We start from the raw sequence: 14,677 nt of genomic DNA, 5'->3' as shown, positions 1-14,677 counted from the left end.
GCTGGAATACAGCTTTGTTGGCGACTGCGCAATCAGACGATCTGCCCAGGTTTTCCGCTCAGGCGGCGTGCCGCCACAGAAGCGTGATGCGTGCCGCGTCTTGCCTGACGTCGCGCGGGAACAGGCGTTTGGCCAATGGCAAAGCCTCGGCGCGCAGCCGGCGTTCTTCCGCGATCATCACGGCGATCAGATGCGCCAGATCTTGCGGCGGGCCAATTTCCTCCGGGTGCGCATCGGCGAAGCCCGTCAGAAGGGCGATGTCCTGCTTTTCGCCGAGAAGCGTCACCAACTGCCTTGCCTGCTTGCGCATGCTAAGCAGCGCGCCGGGCCAGGCTTCTACAAGGAAACGACAATGGACCCATCGATCCTGGGTCCGCTTGCGCAGCGAATGGAAACGATCGGCCTCGCCGGTCTCTTTCACCTGGCGAAGGGCAGTCACGGCCTTCTTTCCCGTCGTCCGCCACCCGTCGCCAAGTATTTCGGCGGCTCGGCTTTGCCCCACATCGAGCCGGAATCGCGCGACCGCCTCCAAGGCCTCGTCGCAAGTGGTGAGGGCGTCCGCGATCAACTCCTCCGTCGCCGCGGTGCTGGCAATGGCGTCGCGCCGCACGATCAGCCGCTGGTGAATTCGGTTCACCGCCATGTGCTCGTCGGTGGTCGAAGCGGCATCGGCAAGCCGTCGGGCGGTTTCCACGAGCGACGTCGCATCCCGGCTCTCCCTGAGATGGCGGCCGAGCGCACCGATCCGCTCGTTTTCCGTTTTCTGGAATGCCGGGTCTGCGGTTGCTACCAGCCGGTAGAGGCTCCTGATGCGCTTGAACTGTTTGCGGGCGGTATGGATGGCCTCGTGCGGGCCTTCGGGCTGTTCGTTCAGCACGGTCTTCGCCCGCACTAGGTAGCCGGATGTTATGCGCTGTACTTCCTTGTCGAGCGGCCTGTCCGCCTTGAGACTAAGACGCATTCAATGTCTCGACTGCTTCGACGGACAGGGCCATTACCTGGTTGGAGTAGCGGTCTTCGCCCGTCACCTCGCGTCCCACCCAGTCCGGGATTTCCGGCCGATCAGTCTCGCTGTCGAGTTCCACTTCGGCTACGACGAGACCGCTGTAACGTCCGCCGTACACGTCGATTTCCCACGTGAAGCCCTTGTGCTCCACTTCGTAGCGAACCTTCTCCAGAACCGTGCCGACAGCCTGCGTCAGCATGTCGTTCGCGACCTCGGGATCGATCTCGAACTCGTATTCGTCGCGGGAAAGTGCCGCCCGGCCGATCTTCACTGTGAGGCAGGCGCGGCCGTCGCCATAGGTGCGCACGCGCAACGACCGGTCGTCCATGGTGACGATGTAGCCTTGCTTGATGGAGACGCCTGGATCCGCGACCAGTCGCCATCGTTTGCCGGAAACCAGGAATTTTCTCTCGATCTCTTTGGCCATGCCACTCGCTTTCGCATTGTGGATAGTCGGGCAACAAAACTCTACACGATGGCGAGCCCATGGCAAGGAACGAAAGGACGCAGTTGCAGAGGCAGTGGCCGAGATAGGTCCTTTTCGCTCGACACGCGTTGCCGGAGAGAGTATTTCAGCGACGAATTCAATCGTTTTAAGGGATGGCGCCATGTCCGGCAAAACCGAAAAACTCCTGTCCGTGCTCAAGTTGCAACCGGTTGTTCCGGTCCTCGTCATCGACGATGCGGCAAGCGCGGTTCCACTGGCGCGCGCGCTTGTCGCAGGCGGCCTGAAGGCGATCGAAATCACGCTGCGCACTCCGGCTGCGCTCGAAGCGATCAGGCGTGTGGCAAACGAAGTTGAGGGCGCCGTCGCCGGTGCGGGCACCATTCTGAACGCCGCCCAGTTCGACCTGGCCGTCGAAGCGGGCTCGCAGTTCATCGTCAGCCCAGGCACCACGCAGGAACTGCTTGATGTTGCTGCCGATTCGCCGGTGCCGCTGCTTCCCGGTGCTGCGACGGCCAGCGAGGTCATGGAGCTGCGCGAGGAAGGCTATGGGGTGCTGAAGTTCTTCCCGGCCGAGCAGGCGGGCGGTGCGGCCTATCTGAAGGCACTCTCGTCACCTCTTGCCGGCACGCTGTTCTGCCCGACTGGCGGCATCTCGCTTGCTAATGCGAGAGACTATCTGTCGCTGCCGAACATTGTCTGCGTCGGCGGTTCCTGGGTCGCACCGAAGGAACTGGTTGTGAAGGGCGATTGGGCCGGGATCACCAAACTCGCCGCAGAGGCGGCAGCGCTGAATAGGTAAGCCGGCTAAGTAGTTCGCGCCCCGCCGCCGGATTTGCTGGCGGCGTTTGCATTCTACAAGTCGTGTTTGTATTCTCCGCTTCGCGTTCCTATGTCTCCATCCGGTTACAACATGGCCGGCTTCGACACGGCAAGGGAGAGAACGCGATGTTTGATGCGAAGAAGTTGCTGGACCAGTTTCTTGGCTCACAGATCCCGGGCGCGGGCGGTACGGTGCGTGACCGCGCAGGCCAGGTGGGACAGTTGGCGAAGGACAACCCACTCGCCGCCGGTGCCATTGCAGGAATTCTGCTCGGAACGAAGGGTGGCCGCGAAGTTGCGGGCACGGCACTGAAACTTGGCGGTCTTGCCGCAATTGCCGGTCTTGGCTACCAGGCCTACCAGAACTACAAGAATGGACAGTCGCCGCAAGCGGCCCACCCGGCGCCCGACAAACAGCCCGAACTTCTTCCCCCACCAGCCAATTCCGGTTTCGAGACGGAAGCCGTCAGTGCCGATTTTGCACTCACACTGGTGCGCGCCATGATCGCCGCCTCGCGCGCCGACGGCCACATCGATGATGCCGAGCGTGCGCACATCATGGACAAACTGAAGGTTTCCGGCATCGGCGGTGATGCGGCGGCATTCCTGGAGCAGGAGCTCGCCAATCCGATCGACCTCGACGGCATCGTCGCATCCGCAAAAACGGAGGAACAGCGCGTCGAGCTCTATACCGCCTCGCGGTTGACGATCGAGCCGAACAGCCGCGCCGAACGCGGCTATCTCGATCTGCTTGCCGGCCGTCTCGGACTGGATGACGCGCTGGTCGATCACATCGAGGCGACGGTATCCACGGCGAAGGCACCAGCCGGCCCCTGGGCGTGATCAGACCCATCACGAGTTTGCATTTGTGTCGCCGCAGGCTCTGGCCTATGGCTGGGACAAAAGCCGCTCGACAACCCAAGGGGACATGATGCGCGACCTGAAGAATTGGACGGCCCGTCCGGCGCCGCAACCCGTGACGCTGGAGGGACGCTTCGTCCGCATCGAGCCCTATGAGCGGTCCCGGCATTTGCAAGCCCTTTGGGATGCCTTCGGCGGAATGGAAATCAACCCGTTGCTGAAGTATTTCACGCAGGACGAATTTTCCGGCATCGAGGATTTCGATGCATGGTCCGAGGCAGCCATCAAGTCCGGCTGGGTTCGCGAAGTGATCTTCGACAAGGCGAACGGAAAGGCTGTGGGCATGGCACACTACATGCGGCCCGATGCAGCCAATGGTGTCGTCGAGATTGGCGGCATCGCGCATGGCCCGGCGATGTCGCGTTCGCCGATTTCAACCGAGGCGCAGTACCTGCTCGCCAAGCACGTCTTCGAAAATCTCGGCTACCGGCGCTACGAATGGAAGTGCCACAATGAGAATGAAGCAAGCAAGCGCACGGCGCAGCGTCTCGGCTTCACCTTCGAGGGCGTCTTCCGGCAGCACATGCTGTCGAAACGCGCGAACCGTGACACAGCCTGGTTCTCGATCATTGACAGTGAATGGCCGGTGATCGCGCAGGCCTTCGAGCGTTGGCTCTCGGCTGACAACTTCGATGCGGACGGTAGGCAGAAGCAGCGGCTCGAGGATATCCGTGTGGAATTGAAGGAGTTAGTATCGTAATGAGCAACAATCCGCAGACGAGCGGCCGGTCTGCCGCTATCGCTGCAGCCGTCATCATGCTCGTGACTGGACTAGCCTTTTTTGTCCTGCCGGATGTAATGATCTGGCTCGGAGAGATTTCGCCCTGGCTTGCCGGAGCTGCGGGTGCTGCGCTCGTGCTTGCCTTCTTCCTGCTGTTCTGGCTCAGGGCGCGCTATCAGCGCGGCAAGGAATAGGCCTTACGTTCCTCGTCACCCCGGACAGGTTCCGGGGCTAGCAGCGCCGCATCTGCGGCGCGAGAGTCTATAGCGCAGAGCGCGGCTGACTGCCGGATCAATGCTGGCAGACGGTTCAGAGCCAGAGCAATATGACCGCGCCGCTACTCTGCAATCATCCTTGCAAAGATGCGCCCAACAGCACCAGCCCGAGCACCAGCACCAGCAGCGCTCCAAGGATCTCGATGGCATTTCCGACGCGCAAGGCGGCGCTATTGCCCCCGGCAAGGCGCATGGCGGCACCCTTGGCCGTGACGGCAAGCGTCGCCAGAACCGAGACGGTTATCGCTGTGCCGATCGACATGGCGACGACCGACAGTATGCCGCCGAGATAAAGCCCGTTCAGGAGCGCGAACGAAAGCACGATCAACGCGCCGGAGCAGGGACGAAGACCCACGGCAATGATGGCTGACCAAGCCTCGCGTAGCGCGAACCGATCACCCTTCAGAAGCGCCGGATCAGGCGCATGGGCATGGCCGCAACTGGGGCAGACTTCCCCTGAGACATGCACATGGTCCAGCGCTGCGGGCCTGGCGTGGGCGTGGTGCGTGTGCGCATGACGGTGGCCGAGCCCGGCGGAGTCGGACTGGGCCATTGCAAAGACCTCGACCGGTGCCGGGCGGCGATTGATGCCCCAGAGTTTGCGGTAGAGCAGCCACGCACCGAAGGCGGCTATCAGGCCGTAGCTGGCGGTCTCCAGGGTCCTTGTCGCATCGGTCATCGAAATCGACGTTCCGCGCAGGAGAAGATAGGCCGCACCGACCAGCAGGATCGCTACGCCCCCCTGCATCAGGGATGAGAGGAAGGAGAGCAGCACCCCGCGCTTCAGCTCAATTTCGTTTGCCAACATGTAGGAGGAGATGACGGCCTTGCCATGACCGGGGCCTGCTGCATGAAAGACGCCGTATGCGAACGAAAGACCAACCAGCGTCGAGGCTGCCCAGGGATTGTCGCGCATGTTCTTCAGGGCGCCGGTCAGCATGCGGTAGAACGCCTGCTGCTCGCTGTTGATCCAGGCAAAGACACTGCCGAAAAAGCCCGTGGTCTTGAAGGCGGGCTCGGCCGTTCCGATTCCGAGCGGTGATTGGGCGTGTGCGACGGTCAGCCCTGCCAGAAGGAGGAGCGCGGCGGCGGCCGCAACGCGCTGGGCGGTGCGGCGCTTCAGCATGTGACCTCCAGCCGCGTGGCGAAGAGCTTGGTCATGTCGGTCCCGGCCGGGTCGTTCCAGAACGCCTCGGTCAGCGTGCCCTGGTTCTGGGCAAGGACCTCGTCGGGATCCGGGCGCACCACCTGGTGCTTGCAGGCCGCGAACTTGTCACCCACGAGGACCAGATCCCCATCGGTGGCAAAATCCATCGCCGCGTACATCGTCGGATCATAGACGCCGAAAGTCAGCTTGCCCTTCAGCGGCAGACTTTCGCCGGGCTTCACCTTGAAGAACATCAGGAGCTGGCCGTCCTGATAATCGACGTTGATCGCATCCGGTTTGGCGACCTTGATGGTCTTCCCGTCCCCGGTGATGGATGTGTAGTAGCTGTATTCCTCCAGCGACTCGAGCACCGTCTGGCCGACCTCGGCCAGTTCGTCGGCATCGAGCTTGAGATTGGAATTGTTGTCGAAATCGAGCACGACGCTGGACGAGAACATCTCGTCGAAGCGCCAGACGTTTCGCAATTCGACAATCGTGCCGTCATCGCCGGCGACCACTTCAAGGCGCGCCTCTGCAAAGATGTGCGGGTGCGCAAAGGCTGCAGCCGGCATAAGCCAGATGGTGCCTGCATACAGAAGGGAAGCGGTCTTCATGCGCGAGGTTTTCCTATCGTCTCTGGCTTTGCGGATTCGCAGACGAGTGTATGGAAATTAAGCCAGATTTGGGACGATGCCGAGGCGCGAATTGTCGCGTCTATCGGGCTCAGTTCCGAACCTCGGCGCCGTTGCCGTTCTTCTTGAACCAGTTGTGCAGGAAGTCGACAAAGGTGCGCACCTTCGCCGGCAGATAACGGCGGTGCGGATAGATCGCGTAGATGCCCCGGTCGGCCGGAAGATAGTCGTCGAGGATCGAAATGACCTTACCGGAATCGAGGCTGGCGCGGGCAATGAACTCCGGTACCTGCGCGATGCCGAGGCCGCTTGCGGCAGCCCTGATGGCGGATGCGGGGCTGTTGACCTCGATATGCCCGCTCACCGGAACGCTGAAATTGGTGCCTTTTCCATCGATAAAGCGCCAATTGCTGTGCGACTTGCCGTTCGTGTCGATAACGCAGGGCAGGCGCGACAACTCGGAGGGGTGAGCGATTGGTCCGGTTCGCTCGAGAAAATCCGGGGAAGCGCAGATCTTGAGATAGAAGTCTCCAAGCTTGCGGGCGATCAGGGTGGAGTCCTCGAGCCGTGTGATGCGGACCGCCACGTCGAAACCCTCCTCGACCAGGTCGACGAAACGGTCGTCGGAAACGATCTCCAGCGACAGTTCCGGATGCTCGCGGCCGAAATCGATGAGCGATTGACCGATCTCCGCATCGACGAAGGTCCGCGGTGCCGAGATCTTCAGCTTTCCCTTCAGGTCGGTGTTGTTCTCGCGAACCAGATCGGCGAGATTGTCGATCTCCTTCAGAATTTCCGAGGCAGTCCGGTAGTAGGTGTGGCCGGCTTCGGTCATGGAGAACTGTCGGGTCGTGCGGTTCAACAGCAACGCGCCGAGCTCGTCTTCCAGCTCACGCACGTATTTGGATAGGAGCGCCTTCGACTTGCCACCCTTGCGCGAGGCGGCCGAAAAGCCCTCGGCATCCACGACGTCGATATAGGCGCGAATGCGGGTCAGCGTGTCCATGTAGCCTGTCCTTCCTGCCAAACGGCGGCGAATCTGTTCCGAAACCGGGCACCGGGAATGTCGTGGGCAGCTGAATTTTTTTCAATAGCGGTATCGAAAAACTCTTGATTGCGACAGTGAATCTCCCTATTTCCGCCCTTGCCCAAAGTCGCACGTGCCTGTGGGTGTCCGCCGACCCTCGATTTGGTGAGGATCATCGGTAAGGTACCTGGAGCTAACCGATCCAGTCGCTATTCCGGCCAACCGGGAAATGCGAGGACATCTTGAAGCAACGACGGTGCGGGCCTTTCTGGTGTCTGCCGGCTTTCCATCAGCCGGGGTTACTGAAGAGGCACACCTTCATTGCCGGAAGTGCGGTTGGGTCATCCCCTCCAATCCATGGCAGACAAAGCCGAATCCGAGCCTCGGCGGGCTCAGGTTCATCGTTTCGCGTACGCGCGCATGCTTGGTTCCGGGGTCTCCACCGGCTGGTTCCATCGCATGTTCGCGTCGCCCTTTGTCCTCCGGTTTTTCCGGAGCAGCTTGATCACGGGGAATGGCAAGATGACCACTGCACGCATTATCGACTTCCTGAACACCCGACGACCGGAAGGCCCTTGCCTCGTGGTCGACCTCGACGTGGTGCGCGACAATTTCAAGGCTTTCCGCCACGCGTTGCCGGACAGTTCGATCTACTATGCGGTGAAGGCCAATCCGGCGCCGGAAATCCTGCGCCTGCTCGCCAGCATGGGCTCCTCCTTCGATTGCGCGTCCGTCGCCGAAATCGAAATGGCGCTCAATGCCGGCGCGACCCCGAGCCGCATCTCCTTCGGCAACACAATTAAGAAGGAGCGCGACATTGCCCGCGCCCACGCGCTGGGGGTCAACCTCTTTGCGGTCGACAGCCATGAGGAAGTCGAGAAGGTCTCCCGTGCCGCTCCGGGCGCGCGCGTGTTCTGCCGCGTTCTGACGGACGGCGAGGGCGCCGAATGGCCGCTGTCGCGCAAGTTCGGCTGCGTGCCGCAGATGGCGGTCGACGTGCTCGTCTACGCCCACCAGCTTGGGCTCGTCTCCTACGGCGTCTCGTTCCATGTCGGCTCGCAGATGACGAAGGTCGACGCCTGGGATTCGGCGCTCGCCGACGCCAAGCGCGTCTTCGTCCAGCTTGCCAAGCAGGGCATCGAGCTGAAGATGGTCAACATGGGCGGCGGCTTCCCGGCGAAGTACCTGAAGGACGTCCCGACGGCGGAAGCCTATGGCCAGGCGATCTTCGGCGCGCTGAAGAAGCACTTCGGCAACCACATTCCCGAGACGATCATCGAGCCGGGCCGCGGCATGGTCGGCAATGCCGGCGTGATCAAGGCGGAAGTCGTGCTCGTCTCGAAGAAGTCGGACAACGACGCGCACCGCTGGGTGTTCCTCGACATCGGCAAGTTCGGCGGTCTCGCCGAGACGATGGACGAGGCGATCCGCTACCCGATCCGCACCGCGCGCGATCAGGACGAGATGGAGCCCTGCGTGCTCGCTGGCCCGACCTGCGATTCGGCCGACGTGCTCTACGAGAAGAACATGTACCCGCTGCCGATCACCCTTTCGATCGGCGACGAGGTGCTGATCGAGGGCACGGGCGCCTACACGACGACCTACTCGGCTGTCGCCTTCAACGGCTTCGAGCCCCTCAAGGCCTACGTGATCTGAACCGATCCAGGTGGCTCCCGCGACAAGCGGGAGCGCCACTCACAACGAGATCCGATGACCGCTCGTGGCGGCAAGTGAAGTTCGGGAGGCCGGGATGGCCACTGTTCTTGGTTCCGTGCGCGCATTTTTTGCGCAATCCGCTTTTACCACCGACGAGGAAAACCCCGGCGACGTGGTTGCGCGCGAGCGTCTGCTCGATCGCGCCATGGGCGAGGGCCGCTTCCGCAAGTCCTCCGAAAAGCTGCGCCGCGGCCGCGTGCCGGCGGAAGGGCTGGCGCTCGTCGCCCGCGATCCGGATGGCCATGTGATCGGCACTGTTCGGCTGTGGAACGTCGAGGCAGGTGTGGACGCTTCGGGCAATGGCGTGCCGGCGCTGCTGCTCGGCCCGCTTGCCGTCGATCCGGACCACGAGGGCAAGGGCATCGGCGCGGCGCTGATGCGCGCGGCGATCACCGAGGCCGCCCGGCGCCACCATGGGGCGGTGCTTCTCGTCGGCGACGCGCCGTACTACGAGCGTTTCGGCTTCTTCGCGGACAAGGCGCAGCACCTCGTCATGCCCGGCCCGTTCGAGCGCCACCGTTTCCTGGCGATGGAACTGAAAGAAGGCTGGCTCGACGGCGCAGTCGGTGTGCTTGTCCCGGCCGGTCGCCGGCTGGGTCGCGGAGTGGTTCGTAAAGCGGCCTGACACTCCGCAAAACTTTCCTGCTATCCCGTCGCTAGCTCCGGTCGACGATGGGATCGGCCGGGGTGGCATACCCCGTCTTCCGGCAGTGGAAACGGTCCGAGTCACTCGCAGTTGAGCAAGCGCTGCGACCTGTAGCGGTCACCGTCGCTTTGGCGATGACACTCCCCGCTGTGGCGAGCGATGCGTTTCGCGCATGGCGAGCGCTGAACTTGTGATTTAATTGCAACGCTTCCCAGTCATTGCCGTGATCCGGACTGTAACCGGTAAAATATTGATCTGGCTCAACTCCTCTTCCCTTGGTGGGCGGATAGTCGGCGCGTGCAGCGGTCCGTCCCGCTGCGAACTACCGATGAAGGAGAGAAAAATGTCCAATACCCTGACCCGTTCCATGGGGCTCGTTGCGGTCGTGGTTGCCGCGACGATCGGGCAGGCAGCTGTTGCCGCCGACCTAGCGCCGCTGTCCGAACCTGCGCCGGAAGCAGTCGCGGCGGACCCGCTCGGCCCGTGGCAGATCCGCCTGCGCGCGCTGGGCGTGATCACGAACGATTCGGGTCATGTGAAGGGAATTTCCGGCTCCGCCCTGTCCTACAGCGACACGGTCGTTCCCGAGCTCGATATTTCCTATTACTTTACCGACAACATCGCAGCGGAACTGATCCTCGGCACCACGTATGCGAACATCGACGCCGCAGGCTCCATCGAGGAACTCGGCAAAGTGGGCAAGACCTGGCTGCTGCCGCCGACGCTGACGCTGCAGTATCACTTCACCGACTTCGGCGCCTTCAAGCCTTACGTCGGCGCGGGCGTCAACTACACGCTCTTCTACAATCAGTCCGGCAAGGGCAAGTTCTCCGACCTCGACGTCAAGAACGAATTCGGCGCCGCGCTGCAGGTCGGCTTCGACTACATGCTCGACGAGCATTGGGGCGTGAACCTCGACGTCAAGAAGCTGTTCCTGGAGCCGGAGTGGAAGGCCAACTTCGACGGCACGTCACTATCGGGCAAGGCGAAACTCGATCCCTGGCTGATCGGCACCGGTTTAACCTATCGATTCTGACAAGTGGATTTGTGCTCGGCATTGCGGAAAAGCGCGTGGCCGGGCTTAGCGATGGAGGGGGCGTCAGGATTGACGGCCCCTTTGACAGGCGGCGCGCGCCGGTGTACCGGAGGGATCGGGTGAGAGCCCCGGCCGTCCGCGAGCGCAAGCTTTGGTGAAGACTCTCGTTTCTCGATACGGTTTTCCAGCTTCGAAAGCATGCGAACCGGCGGCAATGCGGACCCCCCGATATGACGCATGCAGCAACTGGAGAAACCCATGCGTCCATCGACGCCGCTTCCTTCCCTTGATGGGCTAAAAGATCAAGCCAAGCGCCTGCGCGCGCGCTTTACCGCCGAAGATCAGCCGATTAGCCACTCCCGCGCACTCGAACTTGTGGCCGCCCAGTACGGGTATCGCGACTGGAACACGCTGCATGCGGCGATCGGCAACCGGCCGCCGTTCGACCCATGGCAGCTTGGCTCGCGCGTTCGCGGCCATTATCTCGGGCAGCCCTTCGATGCGAAGGTGCTGGGCGTGCAGGCGCTGGCCACGCAGCCGGGACATTACAGGCTGACACTGCAGTTCGGCGAGCCAGTCGATGTCGTGAGCTTCGTGAGCTTTTCGGCGTTCCGGCAGCGGGTCAACTGCACGGTCGACGAAACGGGGCGGACGGCTTCGAAGACCTCGGACGGTCGGCCGCATCTTGAATTGGAATGGTAGCGAGGCGTCCACGATCAAGCGTGCGTCTTCCGTGCCCGGACAAAATTCCGCCCGATCTCGGCCATCTGCTCTCGGTAAGCACTGTGGCCCGGTGAACCGATTCGCCGGGCCATCGCACATTTCGGGAGAGAGACATGAGAAGACCAACCCTTGTGGTGGCCGCCTGTGTGGTGGCGCTTGCCACGTTCGCCAGTTTGCCGGCCCTGGGGGGCGAGAATCCCATACTGGGCGCCGCCAAGAAGGCTGAAACGAGCCTTGGGGCAAGGGTCGGCTTAGCCGTTGTGGACACGGCGACGGGTAACACCTGGCTGCACAATGCAGACCAGCGCTTTCCGATGGCCAGCACGTTCAAGGCCCTGGCCTGCGCCGCCTTGCTTGACAGCGGGACCGACAAGCTGGAGCGGAAGGTCGTCATCGGCAAGGCCGATCTCGAATCGTATTCCCCCGTGACGAAATCCATGGTGGGCAGGAAAGCTTCGGCTTCGGATCTCTGCGAGATCACGCTCCGTACGAGCGACAACACCGCGGCCAACAAGGTGCTGGAGGTTCTGGGCGGACCTGCGGCGGTCACCGCCTTTCTCCGGTCCGTCGGGGATGACACGTCGCGGCTCGATCGGACGGAACCCAAGCTGAATGAGGGCAAGCCAGACGATCCGCGCGACACGACGACGCCAACGAAGATGGCCGAGACCATGCGCAAGCTTGTGCTTGGAGATGCTCTGGGCGAACCGGAACGCCGGCAGCTGACGGACTGGCTGGTTGGCAACGAGGTCGCAGGCCCCTTGCTTCGCGCAGGTATTCCGGGCGATTGGCGCATTGCCGACAGGACCGGGGCGGGCGGGCATGGAACGCGCGGGATCGTTGCGGTGATGTGGCCGCCAGAGCGGAAGCCGATCGTTGCCGCTATCTACCTGACGGAGACGGATGCATCGATGGATGCACGCAACGCTGCCATTGCCGAGATCGGCAAGGCGATTGCCGCCGAGTTCACGGATTAAACCGGGCTTGGGCCTATTTTATCATTTGAGGTTTAGCTGCCAGGAGACGCCGAAGCGGTCGTTCACCCAGGCAAATTCTTGGCTGAACCCGTAATTGCCGAGCGGCATCAGTTCCTTTCCGCCTTCACAGAGAGCGGCATGGATCGCGCGCAGTTGTGCTTCGGACTCGCACTCGACGAACAGCGAGAAGGCGGCGTGAAGGTGAAGTCGTGGTTGATCGGGCTATCAATGCACAGGATCGACTGCCGGCCGATGTGGAAGCGGGCGAGCATGACGCTCCCCTCGGGGCCGGCTTCGCCCGGTCCACAGCGGACAGTCTCGTCGATCGCGCAATCGGGAAAGATCGAGGCATAGAATGCCATCGCCTCTTCCGCCCGTCCCTGGAACATCAGGAATGGTTTGACCGACAGGCTCATGGCCACCTCGCCGCGTTGATCTCGCGGCGATGGTAGACCAAAGCATGTCGAATGTCCTGTCAGGTCAGGCGCTGATGTCCACGACGCCGCAATCGCCCGCTTCTGAAGCGAAGGCGAGCTGGCGGCCGTTCTTGCTCCAGGCCATGGACGAAATCGCGCCCTTGCCCGGCCGGCGCAGCAGCACTTCGCGGTTGTCGGCGAAGCGGGCGGCCATGACCATGCCGTCCGAATAGCCGATGGCAACGACGTCCTCGACCGGATGGCAGGCGACGGCTGTCACCATCACGTCGCCACGGGTACCGAGTTCCAGGGGCGCCTTGCCCATCGGGCCATCCTTCGACGCGAAGGGCCAGACGATTGCGGCCGGCGCGCCGGAGGAGGCAAGCCACTTGCCCTTGGCCGACCATGACAGCGACTTCACCTTGACCGGATAGCCGCTCATGCGCATATGGCGCGTGTCGCCACCGGGCTTGCTGTCGAGCTTCCAGCCATGCAGGGCGTTTTCCTGCATGCTGGTGACGACGAAGCGTCCGTCCGGCGAAAAGGTGACGCCGGTGTGTGCACCCTTCCATTCGAGGTCGACCGGCGCCCCCGCCGTTGCCACCCAATGCATCGACACGCCGTTGTAGCGAGCGACGGCGATGCGCAAGCCCTTCGGCGCGAAGGCGATGCCCTCGACCGTACGTTGCTCGGGGAACTCCTTGATCATGCCATCGGCAAGGCGCACGCGCGTCGTGCGCCCTTCGGCAAAGGCGACCGTGTTCTGCGGGCCGGCGGCAACGACGGAGATCCACTTGCGCGGTATTTCTGCCAGAACGGTGGCCGTACCGTCGGCGGCGATGCGGAAAATCTTTCCGTCCTCGCCGCCGGTGACGAGAGTATCGTTCGCCTCGTCGCGGACGCAGGCGAGCAGACCGTCATTGGCCTCGGTGACCTTGTGGCCATGGTCCAGCCGATGAATCGCGCCGATGGCACTGGCGAAGAACGGTACCTCGCCGAGGAAATAGGTCGCGACGACGTGGCCGTCGAGGTCGAGAGGGGCAACGGTTGGCATCAGTTCGCCTGCGCCTCGCAGGCCTTGAAGGTGCGCTCGATCTTCTCGCGGTCGAGGTCGCGGCCGATGAAGACGAGGCGGCTTTCGCGCTTCTCGCCGTCCTTCCAGGCGCGCTGGTGATCGCCCTCGACGATCATGTGCACGCCCTGCACGACGTAGCGCTCGTCGTCGCCGGCAAAGGCGATGATGCCCTTCAGGCGCAGGATGTTCGGCCCGTCCGTCTGGGTGATCTTCTGGATCCACGGGAAGAAACGGTCCGGGTTCATCTCGCCGCCGCGCAGCGAGATCGACTGCACCGTCACGTCGTGGATCGGCGAGGGGCCGTGGTCGTGGTCGTGGTGGTGATGGTCGTGATCGTGATGATGATGGTCATGATCGTGATGATGGTGGTGGTGATCATGCCCGTGGTCATGGCCGCAGTCGGGGCCGCAGACGTGGTCTTCATGATCGTGGTCGAGGAAGTGCGGATCGTTCTCCAGCGCGCGCTCCAGATTGAAGGCGCCCTGATCCAGGACCTTGGCCAGGTCGATGTCCGAGCGGGTGGTGCGGTAGATGCGGGCGCCCGGATTGATGGCGCGCACGGTCACCTCGATGCGCTCCAGCTCTTCCGGGGTGACTAGGTCGGTCTTGTTCAGAAGGACGACGTCGGCAAAGGCGATCTGGTCCTCGGCCTCGCGGCTGTCCTTCAGCCTGAGCGGCAGGTGCTTGGCGTCGACCAACGCCACTACTGCGTCAAGCTCGGTCTTGGAGCGCACGTCGTCATCCATGAAGAAGGTCTGGGCGACCGGCACGGGATCGGCAAGGCCGGTGGTTTCGACGATGATGGCGTCGAAACGGCCGGGGCGGCGCATCAGGCCCTCCACGACGCGGATCAGGTCGCCGCGCACGGTGCAGCAGATGCAGCCGTTGTTCATCTCGTAGATTTCTTCGTCCGACTCGACGATGAGGTCGTTGTCGATGCCGATTTCGCCGAACTCGTTGACGATGACGGCGTATTTCTTGCCGTGGTTCTCGGTGAGAATCCGGTTCAGAAGCGTGGTCTTGCCGGCGCCGAGATAGCCGGTGAGGACGGTGACGGGAACGGGCTTTTGCGTGGCGGTGTCGGTCATGGGA

17 protein-coding genes are annotated in these 14,677 nt (G+C 62.7%); 9 read left to right on the top strand and 8 right to left on the bottom strand.

All coding sequences use genetic code 11. The features are described 5' to 3' along the window. Positions 1-58: 58 nt before the first annotated feature. Both IB238_RS13255 and IB238_RS13250 read right to left on the bottom strand, forming a co-directional pair. Positions 59-961, bottom strand: a complete 903-nt coding sequence (locus IB238_RS13255; protein WP_192246914.1) for a CHAD domain-containing protein — start codon at positions 959-961, stop codon at positions 59-61. Beyond that, positions 951-1,433, bottom strand: a complete 483-nt coding sequence (locus tag IB238_RS13250) for a CYTH domain-containing protein (RefSeq protein WP_192246912.1) — start codon at positions 1,431-1,433, stop codon at positions 951-953. The genes IB238_RS13255 and IB238_RS13250 overlap by 11 nt, the downstream gene beginning before the upstream one ends. Positions 1,434-1,614: 181 nt before the next feature. Between IB238_RS13250 and IB238_RS13245 the strand changes: the two genes are divergently transcribed. The 4 genes from IB238_RS13245 (at position 1,615) to IB238_RS13230 (ending at position 4,109) form a co-directional block, all read left to right on the top strand. Further along, entirely contained in the window at positions 1,615-2,253 is a 639-nt protein-coding gene (locus IB238_RS13245) for a 2-dehydro-3-deoxy-phosphogluconate aldolase (RefSeq protein WP_192246910.1), read from the top strand. Between the two features lie 146 nt (positions 2,254-2,399). Next, positions 2,400-3,116, top strand: coding sequence for a tellurite resistance TerB family protein (locus IB238_RS13240; RefSeq protein ID WP_192246908.1), 717 nt, complete (start codon positions 2,400-2,402; stop codon positions 3,114-3,116). A gap of 88 nt (positions 3,117-3,204) precedes the next feature. Then, positions 3,205-3,894: a GNAT family protein gene (locus tag IB238_RS13235; protein ID WP_192246906.1), complete on the top strand. Its 690-nt coding sequence runs from the start codon at positions 3,205-3,207 to the stop codon at positions 3,892-3,894. Next, positions 3,894-4,109: a hypothetical protein gene (locus IB238_RS13230; RefSeq protein WP_192246904.1), complete on the top strand. Its 216-nt coding sequence runs from the start codon at positions 3,894-3,896 to the stop codon at positions 4,107-4,109. Before IB238_RS13235 ends, IB238_RS13230 begins: the two co-directional genes overlap by 1 nt. A gap of 154 nt (positions 4,110-4,263) precedes the next feature. Here IB238_RS13230 and IB238_RS13225 read toward each other — a convergent pair whose 3' ends face one another. The 3 genes from IB238_RS13225 to IB238_RS13215 form a co-directional block, all read right to left on the bottom strand. Further along, a complete protein-coding gene (locus tag IB238_RS13225; protein WP_192246902.1) occupies positions 4,264-5,316 on the bottom strand; it encodes a nickel/cobalt transporter in 1,053 nt (350 codons plus the stop codon). Next, positions 5,310-5,951 (bottom strand): DUF1007 family protein, encoded by a 642-nt coding sequence (locus IB238_RS13220; protein WP_192246900.1) that lies wholly within the window; start codon positions 5,949-5,951, stop codon positions 5,310-5,312. The genes IB238_RS13225 and IB238_RS13220 overlap by 7 nt, the downstream gene beginning before the upstream one ends. Before the next feature lie 109 nt (positions 5,952-6,060). Beyond that, complete coding sequence (locus tag IB238_RS13215) at positions 6,061-6,975, bottom strand: LysR family transcriptional regulator (RefSeq protein WP_192246898.1); 915 nt, start codon at positions 6,973-6,975, stop codon at positions 6,061-6,063. A gap of 543 nt (positions 6,976-7,518) precedes the next feature. Here IB238_RS13215 and odc2 point away from each other — a divergent pair. From odc2 to bla, 5 genes are all read left to right on the top strand, one after another. Continuing rightward, the gene (gene odc2 / locus IB238_RS13210; RefSeq protein WP_192246896.1) at positions 7,519-8,652 is read left to right on the top strand and encodes an ornithine/lysine decarboxylase; all 1,134 of its coding nucleotides are present in this window, start codon (positions 7,519-7,521) and stop codon (positions 8,650-8,652) included. Between the two features lie 94 nt (positions 8,653-8,746). Further along, on the top strand, positions 8,747-9,337 hold the full coding sequence (locus IB238_RS13205; RefSeq protein ID WP_192246894.1) for an N-acetyltransferase: 591 nt from the start codon (positions 8,747-8,749) through the stop codon (positions 9,335-9,337). A gap of 364 nt (positions 9,338-9,701) precedes the next feature. Continuing rightward, positions 9,702-10,394 (top strand): OmpW family protein, encoded by a 693-nt coding sequence (locus IB238_RS13200; RefSeq protein WP_192246892.1) that lies wholly within the window; start codon positions 9,702-9,704, stop codon positions 10,392-10,394. A 258-nt stretch (positions 10,395-10,652) separates the two neighbouring features. Next, positions 10,653-11,096: a glyoxalase superfamily protein gene (locus IB238_RS13195; protein ID WP_192247786.1), complete on the top strand. Its 444-nt coding sequence runs from the start codon at positions 10,653-10,655 to the stop codon at positions 11,094-11,096. A gap of 134 nt (positions 11,097-11,230) precedes the next feature. Beyond that, positions 11,231-12,094, top strand: a complete 864-nt coding sequence (gene bla, locus IB238_RS13190; protein WP_192246890.1) for a class A beta-lactamase — start codon at positions 11,231-11,233, stop codon at positions 12,092-12,094. A 107-nt stretch (positions 12,095-12,201) separates the two neighbouring features. Here bla and IB238_RS13185 read toward each other — a convergent pair whose 3' ends face one another. The 3 genes from IB238_RS13185 to IB238_RS13175 all read right to left on the bottom strand — a co-directional run bounded on the left by IB238_RS13185 (position 12,202) and on the right by IB238_RS13175 (position 14,673). After that, the gene (locus IB238_RS13185; RefSeq protein WP_348648233.1) at positions 12,202-12,510 is read right to left on the bottom strand and encodes a VOC family protein; all 309 of its coding nucleotides are present in this window, start codon (positions 12,508-12,510) and stop codon (positions 12,202-12,204) included. Positions 12,511-12,574: 64 nt separating this feature from the next. Further along, on the bottom strand, positions 12,575-13,564 hold the full coding sequence (locus tag IB238_RS13180) for a WD40 repeat domain-containing protein (RefSeq protein WP_192246888.1): 990 nt from the start codon (positions 13,562-13,564) through the stop codon (positions 12,575-12,577). Continuing rightward, positions 13,564-14,673 (bottom strand): GTP-binding protein, encoded by a 1,110-nt coding sequence (locus IB238_RS13175; RefSeq protein ID WP_192246886.1) that lies wholly within the window; start codon positions 14,671-14,673, stop codon positions 13,564-13,566. Before IB238_RS13175 ends, IB238_RS13180 begins: the two co-directional genes overlap by 1 nt. Positions 14,674-14,677 lie beyond the last annotated feature (4 nt).

Origin of the sequence: Rhizobium sp. ARZ01 (assembly GCF_014851675.1) — a bacterium.
Taxonomy (GTDB): domain Bacteria; phylum Pseudomonadota; class Alphaproteobacteria; order Rhizobiales; family Rhizobiaceae; genus Mycoplana.
This window is presented reverse-complemented; position numbering and strand designations above follow the sequence as displayed.